Origin of the sequence: Pseudomonas sp. B10, from assembly GCF_900156235.1 — a bacterium.
Taxonomy (GTDB): domain Bacteria; phylum Pseudomonadota; class Gammaproteobacteria; order Pseudomonadales; family Pseudomonadaceae; genus Aquipseudomonas; species Aquipseudomonas siliginis.
Genome location: NZ_LT707063.1, coordinates 1186138 through 1208298 on the forward strand (window position 1 = coordinate 1186138; position 22161 = coordinate 1208298).

9 protein-coding genes and 1 pseudogene are annotated in these 22161 nt (G+C 51.4%); 5 read left to right on the top strand and 5 right to left on the bottom strand.

What is annotated here, in order from left to right:
• Nucleotides 1-315: 315 nt before the first annotated feature.
• The 3 genes from BXA01_RS05365 to BXA01_RS05375 all read left to right on the top strand — a co-directional run bounded on the left by BXA01_RS05365 (nucleotide 316) and on the right by BXA01_RS05375 (nucleotide 4185).
• A complete protein-coding gene (locus BXA01_RS05365) occupies nucleotides 316-1116 on the top strand; it encodes a hypothetical protein (RefSeq protein ID WP_076563498.1) in 801 nt (266 codons plus the stop codon).
• Nucleotides 1117-1179: 63 nt separating this feature from the next.
• A complete protein-coding gene (locus BXA01_RS05370; protein ID WP_076563499.1) occupies nucleotides 1180-1587 on the top strand; it encodes a hypothetical protein in 408 nt (135 codons plus the stop codon).
• 291 nt (nucleotides 1588-1878) lie between these two features.
• On the top strand, nucleotides 1879-4185 hold the full coding sequence (locus BXA01_RS05375) for an ATP-binding protein (protein WP_076563500.1): 2307 nt from the start codon (nucleotides 1879-1881) through the stop codon (nucleotides 4183-4185).
• A gap of 101 nt (nucleotides 4186-4286) precedes the next feature.
• Here BXA01_RS05375 and BXA01_RS05380 read toward each other — a convergent pair whose 3' ends face one another.
• From BXA01_RS05380 to BXA01_RS05400, 5 genes and pseudogenes are all read right to left on the bottom strand, one after another.
• Nucleotides 4287-5840, bottom strand: a complete 1554-nt coding sequence (locus BXA01_RS05380) for an endonuclease NucS domain-containing protein (protein ID WP_076563501.1) — start codon at nucleotides 5838-5840, stop codon at nucleotides 4287-4289.
• 30 nt (nucleotides 5841-5870) lie between these two features.
• Nucleotides 5871-9212, bottom strand: coding sequence for a DEAD/DEAH box helicase (locus BXA01_RS05385; RefSeq protein WP_076563502.1), 3342 nt, complete (start codon nucleotides 9210-9212; stop codon nucleotides 5871-5873).
• Nucleotides 9213-9274: 62 nt separating this feature from the next.
• Nucleotides 9275-9484: pseudogene (locus tag BXA01_RS05390) on the bottom strand (integrase core domain-containing protein); the annotation flags it as partial.
• A 3-nt stretch (nucleotides 9485-9487) separates the two neighbouring features.
• Nucleotides 9488-12136, bottom strand: a complete 2649-nt coding sequence (locus tag BXA01_RS05395) for an AAA family ATPase (RefSeq protein ID WP_076563504.1) — start codon at nucleotides 12134-12136, stop codon at nucleotides 9488-9490.
• Nucleotides 12137-12647: 511 nt separating this feature from the next.
• Entirely contained in the window at nucleotides 12648-17984 is a 5337-nt protein-coding gene (locus BXA01_RS05400) for a hypothetical protein (RefSeq protein WP_157115953.1), read from the bottom strand.
• Between the two features lie 187 nt (nucleotides 17985-18171).
• Here BXA01_RS05400 and BXA01_RS05405 point away from each other — a divergent pair, with 187 nt between their 5' ends.
• Both BXA01_RS05405 and BXA01_RS05410 read left to right on the top strand, forming a co-directional pair.
• Complete coding sequence (locus BXA01_RS05405) at nucleotides 18172-20310, top strand: ATP-dependent nuclease (protein ID WP_076563506.1); 2139 nt, start codon at nucleotides 18172-18174, stop codon at nucleotides 20308-20310.
• Nucleotides 20310-22094 carry a UvrD-helicase domain-containing protein gene (locus tag BXA01_RS05410; RefSeq protein WP_076563507.1) on the top strand — a complete coding sequence of 595 codons (1785 nt, stop codon included), beginning with the start codon at nucleotides 20310-20312 and terminating at the stop codon, nucleotides 22092-22094. The genes BXA01_RS05405 and BXA01_RS05410 overlap by 1 nt, the downstream gene beginning before the upstream one ends.
• Nucleotides 22095-22161: the final 67 nt, after the last annotated feature.

The following is a 22161-nucleotide window of genomic DNA, read 5'->3' on the forward strand; positions in this document are numbered from 1 at the left end:
TCGACATTGACAGCGTTGTAGCCCATGACTTAGTGGGCTTTTGGCGCTTTCGTTAGCAACACCGTTGACTGTCAATCTCGCTATGACGGATTGACATTTTGAGAGGGCATTGTCGAGAGGATTGACACCATTGCAAATAGCAAAACGAGTTCAGATGGAAAAACATTGACACGTCAATCGCTAATCACGCCTCTATTTGCCCCATCCCGAAGGCTCAGATTCAGAGTGGCTTAACCTAGGTCTGCCTGATGTCATAGTTGCAGCCCCTATCCTCGCTGATTAGGCTGGAGTTCTATCCAACATCTGGGCAAATTCATGCGCTACTTGCACCGCCTCGTCTTCTACCCGCTTTCATTGGTGGCTTTCTTTTGGGGGTTCCTCGCCTTGAGAGTCAACCCTTTCACGCTGCTTTACGATTTTGAATTTCTTGCGTTGCTCAAGGCCCTTTACATCGTTGGTTTCACAGCATCTTTCTGGCCATTGGCGTATATAGAGCTGGTTGACTATGTGCATTCGCGCTTTGGCAAAAATGGCCGGCAGTATCTTGATTACTCCAGATCGTTGCAAAAGGACCTTATCGTCGCCGGGCTCACTGCAGTGGCGTTGACCAGCATTTATTGGCTGGACTCCGTGAGTTATGTTTTTTCGGGAATAGACATTGCATTCGTTGGCTTCCCCTTCCTGGTTAACGCTCTGTACACCCTAATCCAAGGCACGCAAGTGAGTTTCGCTGGGAAACCCATCCGCAAGCGAGCTCCGTTGCTCATGTTCTGTGTGGTCCTAGGAGGGATTGCGACCGCATATTGGTTGCTAGTAAAAAACGCTTCGGGTGAATTGGCTACTGATCAAGCATTGTTCCTGCAGTTGACCATTTTGTTCTGCGGCTTCTGCTTCTTTTTGACCAGCAACTTTATGCTGCACGGGTGGAAGCAGGGGCGTTTCGAGAGTTCTGCTTTCAAGCGTTACTTTTTCACTGAGGTTGTGAAATCGAAGTCGAACCTGTATCGAGATCTAGACAAAGTCCTGGAGCCTTTCAATCAGCAGATGGCACAACGCAAATCGCAGCATGCTGCAGCTCTTCGTCGACAGCATAAGAACCGTTCGCGAAAACGTTGATGATCGGTTGAAGATTTGCAAACGGGCCTCTGCGTCAATTCGCACAAAATAGGATAGAAAACAGTGTTTAAGGAACTTCTGGATGCCCTCGGCAAGATCAAATCTCGCCCATTGTTGAACGTGTTCTCCGCTTTGGCCTTTTCGACATTCATGGAAGGCGGCGGGCCACTCAAGGATCCTTTTTCCGTTACTAGCCTCCTGCTGCCTGTTTTTTTAATGATCGCATCTGTGTTGGTACTATCCTGGGTGCTCTGCGTTAACTACCTGAACAGCCATCTTGCTGACCACGATCACTTCAGTTGGGGTCCTTATTTGGGGGGAGTGATATTGGCGTTCTGCCTGTGCGTTATATTTTGGTACGTGTCGAGTTTTTCCGACCCTATTAACCTGAAAATACTCGGTAGTGTCGAATTTATTCGGATGTTCGCCCTGTACCTATTTGCGATCGAAACGATCAACATTAAGCGTTGAAACGTTCGGTTGCTTCCACCAACGGACCATCCGGCCAGTAGCTTTTTATCACCGAGGTTCAGGGAAGATTGATACGTTCACGGCCGACCTTCAGTACGGATCAGTAGCTTAATTCGGTTGACAGCTAATGATTCAGAAAAATTGACGACATAAGCGATCCGTTGAATGAGTACGACAGATCCAACCAGGCTGACCATCGCATGTACGATTCAGGATTGACAGTTGACGGGGTATTTTTCCGGAGCCCACCAAGGTAAGTGAAAAAACATCGTCGGAGACCTAAGATATGTAGTGCGTGGTTTGTTCGATGAGGCTTACTCTAATGTCTCACGCAAGCAGCCGGGGGTCTCCAAATTCATGCACGACTTTAGACAGCTATCGCCCCTTGACTTCGAAAACCTGGTTCGCGACTTGCTACAGGAAGAAATTAAACTTCGGATCGAAAGCTTTGGACCTGGGAGGGACGGAGGAATAGATTTTCGTTTTGCAAAAGCTGGCAAGACTACTGTCATTCAGGTGAAACACTATCTTGACACTCCAACGAGAGGACTGTTGCGTGCCGTCGCCATAGAGAATGCGAAAGTCGCCAAACTCAAACCCGATCGTTATATTCTGGCGACATCAGCCCGACTAAACCCGGCCTTGAAGGATAAAATCATCGATGCTATGCCTGACGCCGCCCTTTCACGCGAGGACGTCCTAGGCAGAGAAGATATAAATAATTTGCTGGAGCGCCAACCAAAAGTTCTTAGACAGCACTTTAAGCTTTGGTTAACTCACGTCGACACTTTGGAGCGAATCATTCATAGCGGCATCTACAATAGAACAGATGCCGAGCTAGAGCTAATAAAGGACTTAGTACCCCGCATAGTTCAAAATGAAAGCATCGCAGCGGCGGAGGCGATACTCGAACGACGCGGCACATTAATAATTGCTGGTGAGCCGGGCGTAGGTAAAACAACCCTTGCGCGAGTTTTAACATGGATGCACCTTGCACAAGATTGGCGTGTCTTTGTGGTTGATGACCTCAAAGAAGCAATGGAGGTATGTACTCCCGGCGAAAAACGCCTTATTTTTCTCGACGATTTCCTAGGGCAGATCAGCTTAACCAACGATGCAATTCGAAATGTCGATCAGCGACTACCAATTTTTCTGGATCGTATCCGCACCAATAAAGACCTACGCTTTATCCTAACAACACGTAGCTACCTGCTGACGCAGGCTCAACTCCAATCCGAACGCCTAGCCTCAGAAAAGGTTTCCGCCAGCGAATTAGTATTAAATGTCGGCGCATACACCCGAACGATCAAAGCCCAAATTGTCTTCAACCACATATATTTTTCCACGCTAAGCACCGATGAAAAAAAAGCATTACTGAGAGAGAGTTTCTATCTAAAAATGATAGACCACCCAAATTTTAGCCCGCGACTAATCGATTTACTTACTTCGGCAGACTATTTGACACTGCAAAACATACCCATTCAGGACGTTGTGCTAAATGTTCTTGACAACCCATCCGCGCTATGGGAAACCCCTTACCGATCGCACCTTAGCGAAGAGTCTCGCTTCGTTATGCTTGCACTCTTTTTCAGGGACAGCTACACCACCCTTGAAAAGCTTACTGAATCATACAAACGCCTCCTTGGCGCTTCAACGCATCCTGTTACAGACTCGGTAGCCATCGTCAGCTTTCGACAAGCACTCAAACCTCTTGAAGGCTCAATCGCTTCTCTTGCGAATGGCTATGTTTACTTCAACAATCCTGGACTCAAGGATTTTCTGAGCAATGTAATCATTAGCGATCTACTACTCCCATCCGTATTGGCTGCCGTCGGAACTCTCGAAGAGCTTAACAACATATGGAATTTCTTTAGAAGAAATCACGAAGTGTGCAGCTCTCAGATCCCAAACGACGAAGCTTGGTCGGCGGCGCTGGAGCGTATTACCTACATAGGGAAGGCGCCGGCGATTGCAATTGTGAACTCCGGACTTGAAATGTGCGCCAGCTTGCACTCCAATGAGAAAATGTTCAGCGTCATTAGTAAAGCTCTTAAAACGCTAGACAATGATCCAATCAGCGCAGTTGACGAAATGTATTGCCGTCACGCCTTGGAGCGATATCAAGACTTATCTCTTGAGGATCAACAAAATTTACTTGGGAGTGAAATCCTTGTCGAAGCTACTGCTGAAATGCTTAGCTCTAGCGGTGATGAACTTTCGATCGAAGACATTGGAGCTATTGCACAAGCGATCGATGTATACGGCGAGGCCCCCAATGCTGCTAGTACCGCGGCCGCAGCCGCGATGCGGGGGTTCTTAGGTGAGTTGACTGATAGATTATGGGATGTCACTTCATCCGATGAACTGGACATATTCGAGCATGAATTAATTTCAGCGCTTAAACAATTCGATGTTCCATTCGAAACCTGGATGGAGACAAAGATACAGGAACACAGAGACTACTTGATAGAAAAAGAATCAGAGCCTTCGGAGGAAGGTTACACACCAGTGGCACGTCCATTAAAAACACCAGAAGTCTCGGACGCTGATATACAGTCGCTTTTCGTCACACTTATAAATTATGGGATCGCGGAATAAATACTTATTCTAGTAGCCCGGGGCGCCCTTCGCGGTATACTTCGGCCGCTAATGGGTAGACCATTGGGTCTATCCCAAGATAGGTATCGACTTCAGCAGGTTCAACTCACGCTGGCAAAATTACGCGGGATAGGCTCTAAACACTGCGAGACCTCATCGCAGTATTCAGGGTTAGCTGCTACGAACGCCCTTAGGCTCAGTGATATGCTGCCATGGGACGGTGCATTATCCGGACCGTACAATTTGGTCGACTTATTCGTCAGATCGTTGACGAGAACATAAGGAAAGAACCCATGTTGTTCGTACACTGACTCGTACCTCTCCTGATCCACTGCACTATGAAGAAGCACCCATAAAGTTGCGAGATTACCGTACGTCTGTTCGATGTTGGCGCGTGCATTCTGCGGCCGGGTCAACCCATCCCAAATCCAGCCACCGACAGCCGTGGTATGTAGATCACTTCCGGTGATAGTGATGCTAAACATTGACAGCTCCGCTTGGTGATATTCAACACCTTGGTGCACGGCATAGTAGAAATGCCGCATGTCAAAGCCTGCGAACTGAACAGTTGCCTCCTCTGGAATTTCTGAGGCCATCTGCCGATACATCGACAACCAGAATGGGTTATGCCCGATGAATGCTTCAAAGGCTCCTGATGCATAATCCCAAGCTTTGCCAGCGGATTTGCTGGAGGTCTTGGTGAAATGATGCCGGTTCGCCCGGTTCGATTTGCCACTGACGTCCTTGGCCTCTAGGCATCGCATGACCTCCGCTAGATTATTCACAAGGTCATTACGGGGCCAGTCGCCTAGTTTGACGAGCTGAATGTAACGGTGATGCGCCTTGTAGTTTTCGACTTTCTCCGGGGTTGCTCGCGAGTCTGAGCCCAAAACCACACCGGCTTTGCTGCTCTGATCTTCTAGCCAATCACACAAATCTGTCTCAAGCTCCCATCCTGGGAACAAATAGTGCTCTTCCTCAAACTCAGGATTGAAGATCCGCTCTTTCACATCGTCCATGACCAGATCGGGCACCCGCCAGGCGCACAGCAGCGACATGCGCTCACGCTCAGCAATGGGCTCCATGACTATCAGCGCCGCACGTACGTGCGGGACATCGCGCAAGGCCAAGTGAAGATCATCACAATACCCCCGCTGACTTTCTGGAGAGTCGAAGAAAGAGAACCGCATGTCGGGTGACAAGCGGGATTCTAGGCTCACCTGCGGCAAGGGCCGTTCCTGAACGATGACTGTCTGGTTATGCGCTTTGACTTCGAACCCCTTAACCTGCACGGGACAGAGATCTTGGAAGAACGACAGAGGCACATCCAGTTCTCGCCAGTGGGTGGACACCACGAAGCAGCGAATTCTGTGGCTATCGACTTTCTGGTCCTCCATGAACAGCGCGATGTATTTGCTCAGCTCATGCAAAGCGTGCCGTGCAGCCTGTTCACTGCGTTTGATCTCAATAATCACGAAGTTGCCAAAGCGGTCTCTGGCCAAGATATCGAAAGCACCGCCCGAACCAATCGGATTATCGACAATGAAGTTCGTACCAATTAGCACAAGCTCCGGCTCGATGATCGTTAGATCCTTCGCCAGATAGTCACGCAACTCGTCTTCATTATCAAAAAGTCCCAAGACAGCTTTCGACATGCGCGTTATCCCTGCACCAGATGTTTGAGTTCAACAAAAAAATCTCAAGCGAGTGTTCGCTCGAGCACAAGCCGTCTGCATCGAGTCCCAATGCATCAAAAACTGGCGAAGCCGGTTGGTTAGCGAAACTTGAGCCAGTCCTTCTTCAAGGGCCGACTTTCGGGCCATCTTCGCGCCGACAATCCAAACTTCTTTATTAAACGAAGGATTCCGACAAGAGGTGCTCAGAATTTCGTTCAACTGCTCAACGGGGAGTTGATCGGGATTGCGAAAGATACGGCTCACATCAGTTAGGGTGACAGTGTTTGCCTGAACAGGTGTCCCCCATCGCTGCGGCGTCCAAATAGGTGACGGCTGTCCACGCGATATAAATCCTAAGCTAGCGAGTGCCTGGCGCCCAACGTCCTGCAACCCCCCAACATTGAAGCCTCGACCGTCTGCATCCTGCTTACCGACCTTAGCGTGAACTAACACTATTTTTTTATTGACTGTATCAACGCCAATAAAATCAGCAACCTCTCGGCCGTCGTCGTCGCAGAACCACAAAGGGATAGACTCAATAGCCGTTGTCAATTCATCGTCATCGATGCCGGCAGCTGCACGTTGTGCATCACACGTTGCGGAGAAGAGTCCAAAGATAGACTGCCGATGCCACGCCAATTTATCCGCATGGAAATTCTCCCCCTTTTCGGAGATTATCTCGCCGAGTGATGTCGAGGAGTGAATATAGTCGAGGATAGGTTTGGATTCATCTTCGAGAATCCAGCGATTGCGCGGTTCATAAAAGGTGCCTTCGGAATACACTACGCCCGGGCGCTGAATAAGTATGCGAAATGCCTGCTCTTTATTAAGCCGCTGCACCCACGTCCGTTGCTGCGCACGGTCGTCACCTTCCGGCGCACGGACAAGCTCGTTCAGCCTGTCACTGGTAAGCCGGTACTTTCGAGTCCCGGGAACGAACTCAACCTTGCAACGCACATCCTCTTCGCCAATTTTGACTATAAATTCGCCCGTCCCTGGAGTCACATCTGCGCACAAATCAAAGTAATCGACGCCCTCTTGAAGCACCCAAGCCGCGCCATCCGATTCGTCGCCTTGCATACTACCTAACGAAGGATCGAGCAAAACAGAAACCGGCTGCGCTTCTTGTTCGTCCACACTCTCAACCACCACGGCATACCGTTCAAACACTCGGCTGCGCTGTTGATCTTCGTTACCCAACTCCTGTGCAATATCCGATGTCCACTGTATAAAACCGGCTAGCGATACATAACGCTCGGATGCATCGCGCAATCGCGAGCGCGCGAAACCAACGTAGCGAGCACTACCATTAACAAAGCCTGCAGCAGTTGAAGGCACTAAAGACGGGTCAAGTAAATCCGTAAACACGTCTGCAAAGGACCGTGTTCGCATTGCCATTCCTCGAATAGCATGCTGCGACATATCGAGCGAAGAGAATGACATCCTTGAAAGGCGCGAATTACTCCCCTCTTCATTTGAAGGGAACGTCCTTTCCATTTGCGCCCTGCTAACGCGCTTGAGCTTCAAGCCAACTAGATCAACAACAAGACCTTCTGTGTCGTGCATGAAAATTAAATCGCCCTGTTTTACGGCTATAAAAATACCCAATTTCCACTCGGAGAAAAAACGGCCAACTAGATACGGAGAGGTACGCCACGCATAATATGAAAACCCAAACGATTCGGCTGGCATGTTCGCTATGGGGGTTATCTTGAAGCGATCCTTATCCATAATTTCCTCCTTGATCGCCGTATCTAGAAGCCGGATATCGGCAAGGGGCTCTTCAGACTTTAGAACTACCGCAGTACGTGGCAACTGGATGTCGGAAATAGTTAACGGTTGTTCAATTCCAAAACGCTTTCGAAACTCTCCATTAATGTATTGGTACTCGGCCATATATTCGAGCAGGCGATCAGGCAGTGCGACTTCATTGCTGACAATGTGTGCGGCGTTTCGCTTTGCATAATCTTCATATGCCTGATATCCCTCCCATGATGCGTGAATCCTGGCAGCATTCGCTGAGGAGCCCAGAACCCAGCCAGTCTGTTGCGAACCAGGTGCGTCCGATGAGTACCTTGTGGCCCTGCCGATTTGTTGCACTAGTTGCCTCGCACTTCCCATCAGGTCGAAGATAGCTATCGCAACGAAAGCAGGATCGTCGATCCCTTCCATAAGCTTGTTTTGGTGTATCCAGTAAACAGCATCCGGCCGAACACGCTGCGCTGACGAAACCTGCGAGAAACAATCCAGATTCCCCGCCAACTCTTTTGCCCTATCGTGGATAACCACGGCGCGAGTTTCAAACACACGATTTATTTCTGCTTGAAGCAAGGTGAGCGTCTCTAGATCATTAGCTCGTACAATTACTTTCGGAACCACACCTTCTCGAAACCACCTTTCGGCTTCCCTCAATCTTTCAGGTAACTCTTGTTTAAGCATCTCGACAAACCGGCTTACTGCGGGCTGAACGTCTTCCGCGACATCGGCCATCCTCGGCATGACAAGATCTACTGGACGAATCACCCGTCGATCCAACGCTTCCTGATAAGGCATGTTAAAAACATAGCGCCCACGTACGCAGAATGACTTGTAGTCATTGCGGTATGGTGTTGCACTCAATAGCACTGTAGGAATATTTAATTCTCGGACGCCGTGAGACCATGATATCGCCGGTTCGTAGTGGCCTTCATCAACAACAACGAGATCAAACTGCGCTACTAGCTTAAGCAGAGCGCCACAACTTTCAGAGTTTGGATCTTCGAGAGCAAGAGAGGTATTGCGAATAGCAGCGAGCGCTTGGTGAGTGCCTACGATAACAGCCCGGTCAGTCGTATCATGATTCAAATGTTGCACTATTTTGGAGACATTGCTTGGAAGCAACTGTCGGATGGATGTATTCTCTAGTGGTACTCCGGTTGACTCCACGCTCCCTACAAACAATTCAGAACCGTTAGCATGTAGCCCCATATGCTGCCAAAAACGAAAGCGGATATCCGCGATGAGTTGCTCAGTTAGGGCAGTACGCGGGGTCAAAATAAGCACACGACGAATTTTGGGGATACATCGGGCCAGGACAGCTATTACTCCAGACTTGCCAGTTCCGGTAGGAAGTTTGAGCAGCGCGGCTTCTTTTTGAGAAGGCCATTCGGGCACTACTTTGTCACCATTAAGATAGGCAACAATGGTACTGATTGCGGCCCGCTGATGCTCCCAAAGCTGGGGCTCTCCTTCTCCCCCGGCCCAAAAGCTGAATTTCTTTAATACCTTCAGATCTTTTGCGAACTCCGCCGCGTTGACTGATCCATCCTGCAGACTCGTGCGGGCATCAACTAGTAATTCTTTTAAATTCATTTTAACGTGCTTCCCTGCTGTCTGCTGGTTGGGTATTTATTTCAATCATCAATCTGTAGTGGTCAACTAATCCCGGACACAACACTAAGTTTTTTCTCGGCCTGAGATGGGGCCAGTCCGTTGTTGAATTGGTGCGGTCTAACCCAATTGTACCGATGCACCAGGTAATGACTGATGTCGCGGTGCGCCTCTTGAGCTGTCATGTAGCCCACGGTCGGTATCCATTCAGTTTCCAAGTTGCGGAACACACGCTCCATCGGCGCATTGTCCCACCATCAGGCCTGCGGGGCCTCGATCGCCTGGTCAAGCTTGATGACGGTCTCAAGCATGCGCCGAACGATAACTGCATCGAACTCTTCCGCCCGATCCCCTTCATGGGTCCCTTTGTTCAGGCAATTCCACTCGACTTTGTGCTTATCGCGGTATCCAAGTATCTCACCCAGGTGCGGCACGACTTCCTGGAAAACGGCCACGTCCTTCCCGCCGAGGAACTTGTGGAGCCCCGTCGCCAAGCTCATAAGGTCAGGGTCTCCCGGCCCCCTCATTCCAACACTGATCTGCGCCTGCAAATTCTTACTTGCAATCTTCTTCCAGAGACGGTTTAGCTCTTCTTCGAAGGCCTTCCGGATGTAACTCAGGGAGTCGCGAATACGCCCTTCTTCGTAGCTGCGGGTCGCCACCGTGAGGTAGTGGCGGGGCGAGTCGAGCTTCACGGTGATCTTCTTTGCGATGAACGGTACGAGGAAGTCGATCCGGGTCACCGTTTCATTGTACTTTTTCATCGGCACGGCGTTCTCGAGGCGCTTCACGAAATCCTCACCGTGGGTCGTGACGATGAGTTGCCTCTTGCCGACCTCTTCTGGATTCAATATGAGGTCGATGATCGCGCCCCGGTGCTCATCGTCGATCGAGTTCACGACATCGTCGAATATCAGGAACGGGAGGCAGTCCCTGGTGATCTTCGCCAACAGGATCGCGAGCCCGAGGCACCGAATGTGACCTTCGCTTAGTACTTGGAGCGCGTCACACTTGTCCCCGTTCTCGAACTCAATCTCTATCCTCTCCCCGGCGGCAGTCGGCAACTTCAGGGATTTGAGCCTGTCGGAAGGGTGGTCGTTCTTGTTGATCTCGTTGTAAAACTTGAGGGTCTTCTCGTTGAGATCCGCTGCCAAAGCCAAGGGCAGTCCGGCGTTGTAGGCCAGGAGTTTCTGGCGGAGCGAGTCGTAAGAGATGCTGTAGCTCCAGCTTCTCGCGACCCCTTGTTTCTCGGCTTCCGCCTCCCTAATGAGATCTTCGTTCTCTTGTTTGAACTTCTGGATAGCCTGCGTCGCCTCCTTCTCGCTCTTCGCGTTCGCAGCGCCGAGGGTCGAGATGGCCACTATTTCCTCGAGGTCCTTGGTGATCGCGAGGTTATCGTCCTCGAGCTTCCTGATCGCGACTTTGGATTGTTCGACCTTTCCGTTATGTGTGGCGGTCGCGTCCTTCAGCTCCTGTAAGAGGTCGCGCATTGCTGGCACGGCTCGGAGGAAGGTCTCGATGCCCGCCGCGTCCTTAGCGTTGGAAGCCTCAGCGCTGAACGAGCCAACCTCGGGCGCTTTGGCGAACCCGACTGCCGTGGCGGACGCCGGAAGCTTGGCGATTGTTGAAATCAAGTCCCGCCAGCCGAGATCGAGTGCCTCTCGGATTTCCTTGATCCGTTCTTCGGCCCTCAGGGCGGCGTCGAAGTACTTCAGCTTTTCCTCCGCATTGCTGTACGGATCGACCGGAACTACGAGTCGTCCGTCTCGGTAGAGTTCGGAGGCGCACGCGGGGCACTCGTTCTCAAACTTTTCGCGGTTCCCCTGGATCGCGGCGTAAAGGTCCCGAAGAGAAAGTTGGTCCTTGTACTGGTTGAGGAACGCTTCCGATTCCGCCTTATCTTTGATGAGTCGGAGTAGTTCGTAGACGCTGGTAAGGATAACGTCTGTTCCGGGTTCGGTGGCCGTTTTAAGGTTCTGCAGGCGGCCGATTTCGGTGTTGTTCTCCTTTTGCTTGCCACCATTGCTTTCGGGGCCGATTAGGACGGCCTTGATTTCCTCGAGGTTCTTGCACTGCGGATATTTCAATAGCAGCGCAGCGCCTCGCGTTTCAGCGGCTTTGGCTTTTTCCGGGAGGCCTTCGAGGGTTGCCTTGTGTCCGGCGAGGACCTTCTCCCGTTCCGCGAGATCCCTCCCATTCTTTCCAACTAACTCGGCCAAGTAAGTGTCGAGGCTATCGTTGAACTGCGTAGCGAACGTGTTGAACTCTTCCAAGCCGAACAGCGCCGCCAACCGCGCCTGCTGGGCGACCGGGGTATTGGCCGCCACTCTCGCGAATCCGTCGATCCGGTTCTTTTCGATGAAGCAGAATTCGAAACTTCGGGGGGCCGCTTTTACTTCGACTCCTTTCTCCTTGGCGGTATCTCCATACAGAACAGGTTTCGCCGACCTCCTAGATGTGGCGTTCCTGATGTAGTCCGAGACAGGGATACGCTTCGAGTCCGCTTCGTGGATCGATGCGAGCAATCCGTATTCGAGTGCCTCGCATAGACTCGACTTTCCCGTCCCGTTCGGTCCATAGACGAAGGTGTACGGATTCTTGAATTCGAAAGTATGCTTGTCGGAGAAACCACGAAAGTGCTCGACTTCCACCTTGGTTAGCCGGACGATCTCGCTTTCGTCGGCGTCCACTTCGTCGACCGCGATTTCGAGCGCCGGAGGCGCTGCCTCCCCCTTTTCGACGATCAGTTTTGCCAAGACTTTCCCGCGCCGGCCTCCGGCTGACCCGACCGCCGCGATTTCCTGGAAACCGCCCACTATCAGGTTGGCTAGTTTTTTCTCGTATTCGGATAGATTCGGGGCCGACTTGACCAAGAAGCGTTTGAATTCGACTAGGGACTTGGACATATGCGCTCGCGTAGGGGTTGTTGTCGATTATGCGGTCGGGCGCGGGATGTCGGCACGATGCCTCCATTGTATAGGGGAAAGCCGTGTTCGATGTTTTGCGGAAGACGGCGAGACACCAATCGACGACTTTTAGCCTATTGCAGACGCGCAACCCGATACGGTCGGCTGTCCACTTCGAACTGGGTGCTCTCGGACAAAAGCTGGGGTCTTCGTCCTCTCGCCCCTGCCATTGGAGCCTAAACCGACGAACGTCCGGATTGGGTCCAGGCTGTGTGAAAACGCTAGTGATTGTCTAACCTTCTCATCGTCTAGATCGTATCGGGGGTGATCATGAAGCGGTTCATTGAGGGTGAGACTCGGACGCAGGTAGAGGAACGAATCCATCTTGCCATCAACTACCGACACGCGTGGTATCAGCTTGAGAAAGTCCCTCATAACACGGGATGGCGTTTACAAGTAATGTTGAGGCCATGGGCGTGAAGGATGAATCAAAGCTAACCACCCCCCATAGTTAGCCTGACCTAACATCCTTGAATACCTCACTAATCTGAACAGCAGCGGCTCGCCGATCCCCTAGATCTACCAGCGTATCCAATCCACTTAGTAGCATCTGCGCCACAGACGCAGGAATAGGTTGAGTCCGCTCTGAAAATCGCTGAATCAGGCCCGCTAGCCTCGCTGGAAGCGTTGTTCCACGCCAACCGGGTGGCATCCCATCGGTTCGACCGAGCACATGGCCAAGGTGAGTCACAAAATGCTCAATAGGATAAGTGTCAAAATTCCGCTCGCAGCGGTTCACAAACAAGGAGGCTACTAAAGGTATTTTTCCATGATGGGCCAATAAAGGGTCAGTTAACGCCAGAATAGGCGCAATACCGCTCAAATCGCTATTACTAAACTTGGATGCATTTTGTGAATTCTTGATATCGATAGAGAAGAGAGCCCTAATTATTTGTTCAAGCTCCGAACAGCGTAAGCGTCCGTCACTCCACACCGCACTCTTCCAATCTGCGCACTCTAGAATCCGAGAAACGATTTTCTCAAGTAACAGTAATGCAGTTGTCTGAACAGTTGGCTCACTCCTGATTTTTTTGACTAAGTAATCAACATAACACTGCAGCAGCGTACAGAACGTTTCGTCATCCTTCCCCACCACCGGGGCGATAAAGCGACGATAACTCACCTCAGGATCAAGAATCATCGAGATACGAGCAAGGAATAGATACAAAGCGTTTCGCCATTCGAAATAACCGTGAGATTTCGCCTTAAAATCTTGACGGCCTGCACCACGTGACCAGTCGGGACAAAGGCGCTCACAGGTCCAGAGGACGAGCGAATCACACCACGTTAGAAGCAAATCCCTTGTCACGGTATCAGCCATGAATGCCGAAATCGGGGCGAGCTCAAGCACCTTTGAAAGCCATTCGGTATCCGGCTCAATAGGCGGGAACTCCCATTCTACGGTTACTGTGCGAGGCTCTGTGTTGAGTAGGCTGAATGTAGGAACTCGTCTAACCCTTGGCACATCAAGCTTTAACCAAGCAGGAGGCATCTCCGGCAAAGCTGCAGACACATTCGAATCTATTTGTTGAAGAGCATCATCAATAGCAGACTTAATCTCTGCCTGATAGCGAGCCTGGTCTTCCGGATTCCTGTCGTGTGGAGGTCTGATTATCGAGAATGACATGGCTAGACTCAATGCCAGCCATGCGCTGCCTGAACACCCTTCGTTAGCACGTAACATTGCCCTCGAAGCCTCAATTCCTATTTCTTCAAACGGGTGAGCCATGAGATTGATAAGCCAGCCCCGAGCGTCATCATGGAACGATGGATCCTGCAGTAGCGCACCTAAGGCGTGAACGGTATAGAGCACAGGATGGTGGAGCAGTTTCGAGCTTCTGGATAAGCCCATCATAGACGTGGGCATATGGAGAACTCGAGAACAAACACTGATTGCCCAGTCTAGGTCGTCAGCATCTGCCTGCCCCTGTATCAGGAGCACAGCTGCTACACCGGCTACGGCACCTTGCTGTTGAAACTCAGTAGATGTGTAGTATGCGGCGGCGGCAAATAAAGTCTCCGAATCCATCTGTTTTGCCCGTGCTATGGCCTGCTCAACACCCATAGCATTGTTCTGGCGATTCTCTAAAAACTTATCTACCCAATGGAGCAGCCCTAAACGCCCTGTCATTTCCGAGTACTCACGGTTGAGCGATTCGAACTCGGCGTCCTTCGCCTTTGGATTGACATGTTGCACGACAATCGCAGAACCGTCTTCACTAAAGTTGGCAGTATAGTTCTCTACCTTTCCTAGTTCAGCCCAGAGCCCTGCTGTGCGCTTTAATCGGTCCACCATAACTGAGTTCGAACGATCCTCCTTATAGTCAAATGGTAGCTCTGTAGTAAACGCTGTGATGGCCTTGGAAAGACGCAGACTCAATTCGCTCTCACTGAGCACGTTCGCAGAAGCAAATGACCGCAGTTCTCTCTTACGGCATGGTCGGGCGTTCATCGCTTTCACAGCCTTAGCGTGCTCTCTACTCTCCGTTCGGAACCCGAATAGATTAGCGCCCCCAGACACCTTTGACTGAATATCCCAGTACCAGAGCCGTTGATTTGCCAAAAGAGGAAAACTACATTCGGAGAAGTGTTGACTTTCAAGAACAATTGCCACCGCAATAGCTAACACAGCAACGCTGTTATGTTCCGCCAAAACATCTTTGAGAATATCATCAACAGCTTCTCCAGCCCCCAGCCGCCTGAAAGCCCATGCCTCAAGCGCCATCAACGCTGTACCTAAAACGTACGACCCTGTCCCACCTTTTACCAATGCGTACTCTTGCTCTGTTCCCCAAAAAACTCGATCTCCCCAGGGAAAGCTAAGTGAAACGGGGATAGGAGTACGACGTTCCTCATGGGGCAAGCACTGAAGTTGACGCCACGCCTGCGTGGCATGATTTATAAGTTGACCGACTAACGCCAAAGCTGACGCTGGCGCCATGGAAAACAGCGAGTGGAACGGCTCTCTAGTCGGTGCGCTCGGGAAAAAACTACGGTGGTCAGCAATACATAACGTCCGCCAGTCATGAGCAGTATGCCCGGCCCTCCAGTATTCGCCAGACTCAGCAGAACGGCGTAAGACTTCATCAGGTAGAGGTTCGAGCAGAACTCGTAACGTAAAAGCAGCCAGTTGATTAGGGCAAATGACACTTAGTTTTGGCGCAAATGAGAAAACCGCATTACTGACTGCTGCCGGTATCTCATCGTCATCTTCTGCTTCCCAACGACTCAAATATTTTCTCGCGAACTCGGGATAGGTTTTGCTTGCTTGCAGAAGCATTTTGCGCAGCCTCGACTCGAGTTCTCTCGCCTCATCACGCTTCAGGCACTCCCAAGCACTATCTTCCGCAAGTTGTTGTCGTGAGTGATTGTAAATCTCAACATCAGCAAGCCAGGCGTCCACTTGGGAGATGATGGCTGCAGACACAACATTTGGCACATGCAATAAAGCGTTTTGCCATACTTCGAAAACGGAGGTTAAATCTGGACGAATCGAAGCAGGAAGATTATCCACAACATCCATCAACCACCGACAGAAGCAGCGCCACGAACTGAAATCAGACGGGAATGCCATCAGATCAGCTGCCAGTAGCCGATCAGTCATATCCAGATCCGGGAACAGCTCCATATTGAAGGCCATGGGATTGGGCTTGGTCTTTTCGGCTTGAAACCAGACCGCTAGTTTCGTAACTCTTTGAGCCTCATCTGCAAGCAACACCCTGCTATAGGCCGCTTGATGCGTTGCGAACGTAGGAAGTCCAAAAGGCCCCAGCATCCAGGCCCGCAACCACTGTGATCGGATGCCCTCTGTTGCTTCCAACTGGTGTAGATAGGTTTCCCAGGCCTCGCCATCCTGCAGTTCCGACTGAGATAACAGCTCCACCACCCGCCCCAGAACAGGTGGCTCTCCAACTTCCTGAATGACGGTTACCCAATCCCCTTCCTTCGAAATGAGGTACTGAAGAAACGCCCATTCAAAGTAAATATCATGGACGAATCGCACTGTTTGACCAGCACGGACAGGTCGCACGATGCCATCGGCCTCAAGCTCGGCAAGCGCTTGCGGATCGAGATCAAGCGAAGGTATGGATCGACCAAGTTTGCTTGCTCCTGCACGCGCAAGCTGCACCAGTGCCTTGCGTCGTTGGCCAGCACGCGCAGCTTCGGCGCCGTACCCACCATCCGTCCACCATGTCGTAGCGAGCTCAACCTCGGACCGAGGAGAGCTCTCGTCTGCGCTATTTCTCATAATGAGAATGCCAGCAAAAAATGGACGGCGGACGATCGCTTTAACTTGCTCACTGCCGAAAAGCAGCGACCTAAGAGCAGGTTGAGCGCTAGCTAATAAGTGGGCTTCGTCATCGTCGAATTCGTCAACATCAACCACCTGAACCCCTCTGTCGAATAGCGCCCTCGGCAGCCAGGTTCGCACCGGCTCCATGCCAGTATCTCTAACAGTGGCAACCACTTTCCAGGAACTCAACAGGGGTGATGCGAGGATGGTGTTGAAAAGGTCCAGTAAAACTCGACGCCCTCCCACCTCAACTCGATCAATACCGTCGATAAACAAAGTCGCCGTACCTACTGCAGAAAGCTCGACCAGCAGATCTTCCAGCGCATGGTTTCCAATGCCGCTGGCGACAGCGTACTGCGCCCACGACGCACCACTGATGCGGTCCGCTTTAAGAAAAAGAGCAGGCCCTGCTAATAGCGCGTCCTCAACGAGAGCCCTTAGCACAACGGACTTACCTGCCCCAGGCAGACCACCGATCAGAACGAAAGCGCCTCGTTCCAAGGCTACGCGGCTCTGCTGAACAAAACGCTCCCGCGGGATACTTACCCCCGCAATGGTATTGATAATTTCTGAGGCAGCCAGGCTCGACTCTTCTGCAATGCGCGACGTTGCAATTCGAAGAGAAGGCGCGGCCCTCAGTCGAAACGCACCGTTCAGCCTCGCTATCAGAGTTTTTCGATCAAACGAAGCGGCCACTCCCTCCGAAATGCGCACCAACGCAAGCAGGCGCCTCCACAAATCATCTACACGAAAATGCTCAGCAGGATTAAGGCTACCGGCAAGACGTACCACCGCATTGGCTTCGGTAGTGGATCCCTCGTGGAGCATCTCGAACCGCATCAGAACAAAGTGCGAGAGCAAACAGTGAGTGGCTGAATCCAACATCTCTTCTTCAACCAATTCTCCAAGGAGCCCCCTTACAACCTGGAACTGTTTCTTTTTTTCGCCGGCAATCCCCTCAGTCATCACTTTGTTTACAAAACTCGCCGTCTCAGCATCAGCACGTGCCCACTCACAAAGCGTCTCGAACACACGCTTGTTGGCGTCTGTGATTTCGTTAACGATCGCCCCCACACGATCAAGCCCTTTGCGGAACCCGGCAGATACCACAGTCAGATGAGCGCGCTGGATTGTTTCTCTGAAATCAGGATTGGTTTTTGCGCCGCTGATAATCAGCTTCCGTTTGACTTGAAGGCTGAGGCGCATATGCACATCATCAGCTCCTTTAGCATCGACGATCAGATCATCCAAGGGGTGGCCCAACGCCCCTTGCTGAACTGAAATTTTTTTGACAATACGGCCAGGCAGACCCGCTGCAGTTGTTTCTCCCAAAAGCGCCACGGCGTAGACAGCAACTACGCCATCTTCAAAGGTGAAGCCCGCTCCACCCGTTAACTCAGGGCTGGCAGGGGCTGCCTGGCCTTGGGGCTGACCTGCTGAAGACGGTTCATCAGAACAGTCTGGGAACTGATCATCTCTTGTCATTTTCGTCACTAATTCGCCGCGTCCATGGGAATATCTAGAATTATGCCATTTGATAAAGCTATTGCGGAGCGGCGCAATAGCTGCGCCTATTGGTGGGCGCCTGCAAGCTGTTTCTGTGGGAATACTATGCCTCCTCACGCTACCATCGCGCTCAAACGGACAAGGTTGTTCACGGGCGTTGGCGCTCTGGAGAATTATGCACATTTCCAAAATGACATTGGTCAACTACCGGAATTTCAGCAACACGACGCTGAAGTTTCAGCGTGGCGTCAACACCATCATCGGCGAGAATGGCTCAGGTAAGTCCAATATCCTTCGTGCAATTCGTCTGCTACTGGATGACACCATGGTGCGTGCGGCTTATCGACTGGAGGAATCCGACTTTTGCCGATCGCTCGGCGAATGGCGAGGCCACTGGATCATAATCAGTGTGGAGTTTGAAGAGATCAGCGCCGACGAGGCCGTGCAGGCGCTATTTCTTCACGGCACGGCTGCATTCGAAGGGGGACCGCTGGCGAAGGCCACATATAACCTCATCTTCCGTCCGAAAAAGGAGATCCGGCTCAAGCTGGCTGCTCTCGATATTCTTGACGATGAGAAGCTCGCGAAAATACGCAATTCCATCTCGATCGATGACTACGAAACAGTGTTCACCGGAAGAAGCAGCGCCGACTTCAGCGACCCTACCGTCTACCAATCGATTGTGGGCGATTTCGATACGTGTATTTTTAGTGCTGAAACTGAGTTTCCTCAGATCGGGGCTAAAGTGCCTGGATTCCTCTCGGTTACAAAAGAAGTGTCACTGACCTTCATCCAAGCCCTCCGGGACGTCGTTGCCGAGTTTCACAACAACCGAACGAACCCATTGTTTGCGCTACTCAAGAGCAAGAGTGGTGAGATCGATCCAGTGTCAATGCTTCCTATAACCCAGATGGTCAGAGACCTGAATGCCTCTATCGAGGGGCTCGAAGACGTGCAGTCGGTTCGTAACCACATTCGCGAAACGATCAAGGATGCGGCCGGAGAGACCTACTCGCCTGCTTCGCTTTCGATTAAATCTGACCTACCAGATGAGGCAGAAAAATTATTTCAGTCGCTGCGCCTTTTTGTAGGCGAGGCCGATGACGGGTATGAGGGTGGTATCCACGAGCTGAGCTTGGGCGGAGCAAACCTCATCTACCTGACGCTGAAGCTTCTTGAATTCAAGTATCAGCGTGAGAAGCTTGCCATTGCCAACTTTCTGCTGATCGAGGAGCCCGAGGCGCACATCCACACCCATATCCAGAAGACTCTTTTCGACCGTATTTCCTATAGCGATGCCCAGATTATCTACACAACGCATTCGACCCACATCTCCGAAGTGAGCAATGTTACTAACGTCAACATTCTGGGACGGCAAGGCTCATATTGCGAAGCTTATCAACCCGCTACGGGGCTTGAGTCATCAGAGGTGAGAAGCATCCAGAGATATCTGGATGCCGTCCGTAGCAATTTGCTCTTCGCTAAAAGCGTGCTGCTCGTTGAAGGCGATGCGGAGGAGATACTGATCCCGATCTTGGTGAAAAAGGTGCTTGGGTTGAGCGTTGATGAGTTGGGTATTAGTGTCATCAACATACGCAGCACGGGGTTCAAAAATGTCGCCGTCCTTTTTCACGACCTCCGAATCCGCAAGCGCTGTGCGATAGTCACTGACCTTGATACCACCTTCTTTGATGTGACGCCGCAGCCCACTGACCCTGAGTTTCTGGCAAGCAAGAAGCGCAAGGCGATAGCTTCCCAAAAAGCTGGCGCCGAACGCAAGGTTGGTCTCGATGCCTTTGTCGCTGGAAACCCTTGGGTCTCGGCCTTCTATGCACCACACACCTTTGAAGTTGAACTAGTCTCAGCGGGCAACGAGGAGGCGTTTGTTCGAGCAGCGAGCAAGGTCTATAAAGCGCCGCACACTATCAATGAATCGGTGGAAGCCCTTCGATCAGGTCAGCCTCACTTAGTAGGTTTTCGTGCGCTGTTGATGGCTGAGCATGAAGGGAAAGGCTGGTTTGCAATCATGCTCGCCGAAGAACTGGACCATCAGGTAGCGATCCCTCCCTACATCTTGCAGGCCCTTCATTTCGCGCATGGGCCAATATCCCCTCTGCTGCTCGCCAGAGTCCTACAGTATCGAGTTGCCTGCCAAATCTATGCCGATCATTCAGCACAGCCACGACTAGCAATCCTTAGGGGTGAGGTTGAGCGTTTCCAACGCGGCGAAATCGATCTGGTATTCCTAAAAGCTGCTGTCGCCCTTGCGCTACCAGGCGATGCCATTAGTTCGTTCATGGCAGGGATTGCCTGATGTTCGCCTGGGATCCCCGTGAATTGAACGCCGAGCAGTCTGCCGCAGTCGAGGAACCTTCGAGCGTATTCCTTATCGCATGCCCTGGTAGCGGAAAAACGCGGACTTTGACCTATAAGATCGCTTATGAGCTTTCGCGGGCCACGGACAAGCGGATTGTAGTGGCGATTACTTATACGCACCGCGCAGCAGATGAAATTCAGGAGCGCATTGAAGATCTCGGTGTTGACACGTCAAAGCTGTGGATCGGGACCATTCACTCATTTTGCCTCGAGTGGATCATTAAGCCATATGGCATCTACCTTCCAGAGCTTTCCCGCGGCTATCGAGTCCTAGACAAGCACGACCGCGAACTCATGCTCGATAGACTATGCGCGCCATACGCAAAGATCACGCACTGGGATTGCGATTACTACTTCAGCACAACGGGCTATCACTTAGGCTGCAAAGATGCTTGGAAGCATGAGACGCTTCATAAAATTCTTGGTGAATATTTCCGCGAGCTCGCCGAAGCGCGTCAGATCGATTTCGAGCTGATCCTTTGGTATGCGCAGATCCTGATGCGTGATCAAAAGCATATTGCATCACTTCTCGCTTCGGTCTTCTCATATGTCCTGGTAGACGAGTATCAGGACACGAAGCAAATTCAGTATGGCCTTCTCACCGCTATATTGCGTGCCGGAGCGGGGCGAACGAAGACCTTCATCGTCGGCGATCCAAACCAAGCTATCTATGGCTCCCTCGGTGGCTACGCAGTTCCGGTGGCTGATTTTCGTGCCGAGGCTGGAATCCCGATAAGAGAAATGGCACTTACCCGGAATTACCGTTCGAGCAAGAGGATCATTTCCCACTTCTCGAATTTCAACATTTATCCGACATCAATCGAGAGCGCGGGGTCGAATTCGTCTTTTCCAAGCAAGGTTTCGTACAACCAGCAAGTAACACTCCCCAATTTGCATGACGAGCTAGTACGACTGATCCAGGCAAGCCTTGCGGCCGGGCATCCTCCGGAGGAGATCTGCGTGCTCGCCCCATGGTGGATTTTATTGGCATCGACGACGCGCCAATTAGTAAGGATGCTTCCGGATCAGCAATTTGACGGCCCTGGTCTAGTCCCCTTTAGCAATGATATAGACAACTTCTGGTTCAAGGTTTCGAAAATCATCCTGACTGAGTCATCGCCGAAGATGCTTGTTCGTCGCATGAGATGGGCCAGGGATGTAATCAGCGACCTGGGTGATTTGGGTGTTGATACATCGCGTCTGACGCCGCGCATCCTATTAAGGGAATGCAACTCAATTGCAATCGCCGAGACGGATGGGATTGTCTACCTTGACCAAGCCTTCGCTGCACTGCTTGAACGACTCGGCATAGCCCTGAATAGCTTCCCCGCATTGGTGGAGCACCGCGATGCGTTCTTTCGCAGCTCACAATCTCGTATCGACAGGCTCCAAAAGGACGGAGCCCCTTATATCAACGACATCTCTTTCTTCAAGAAGGTATTTCGGGAGCGGACTGGTATCACCGTTTCGACGATCCACGGCGTAAAGGGTGCCGAGTACGATGTGGTCATTGCGTTCGGCCTTCTTCAGGGGATGGTGCCTCATTTCACTGAGGCAGCAAGCTTGGATGCCGCTAACAAACTCCTCTACGTTGTAGGTTCCCGTGCCCGCAAGAATCTACATCTGATTTCTGAAAGTGGACGTCCCCAAGGCCGCTATGGCCACTATGCGGCTACAGAGGCACTGTTAGCATGTGTCTTTGACTATGACGCAACCGAGTAGCATCCCGCTTGGGAGTTCGCCATCGGAAGTACGCCTCGCCCCGACAAATTGCGAGCCAGAAAATTAG

Excerpts from the sequence above, each read along its gene's own strand:
- BXA01_RS05395 (WP_076563504.1), bottom strand. The coding sequence starts at position 12,136 with ATGTCCAAGTCCCTAGTCGAATTCAAACGCTTCTTGGTCAAGTCGGCC.
- BXA01_RS05405 (WP_076563506.1), top strand. The coding sequence starts at position 18,172 with ATGCACATTTCCAAAATGACATTGGTCAACTACCGGAATTTCAGCAAC.
- BXA01_RS05410 (WP_076563507.1), top strand. The coding sequence starts at position 20,310 with ATGTTCGCCTGGGATCCCCGTGAATTGAACGCCGAGCAGTCTGCCGCA.
- BXA01_RS05380 (WP_076563501.1), bottom strand. The coding sequence starts at position 5,840 with ATGTCGAAAGCTGTCTTGGGACTTTTTGATAATGAAGACGAGTTGCGT.
- BXA01_RS05385 (WP_076563502.1), bottom strand. The coding sequence starts at position 9,212 with ATGAATTTAAAAGAATTACTAGTTGATGCCCGCACGAGTCTGCAGGAT.
- BXA01_RS05365 (WP_076563498.1), top strand. The coding sequence starts at position 316 with ATGCGCTACTTGCACCGCCTCGTCTTCTACCCGCTTTCATTGGTGGCT.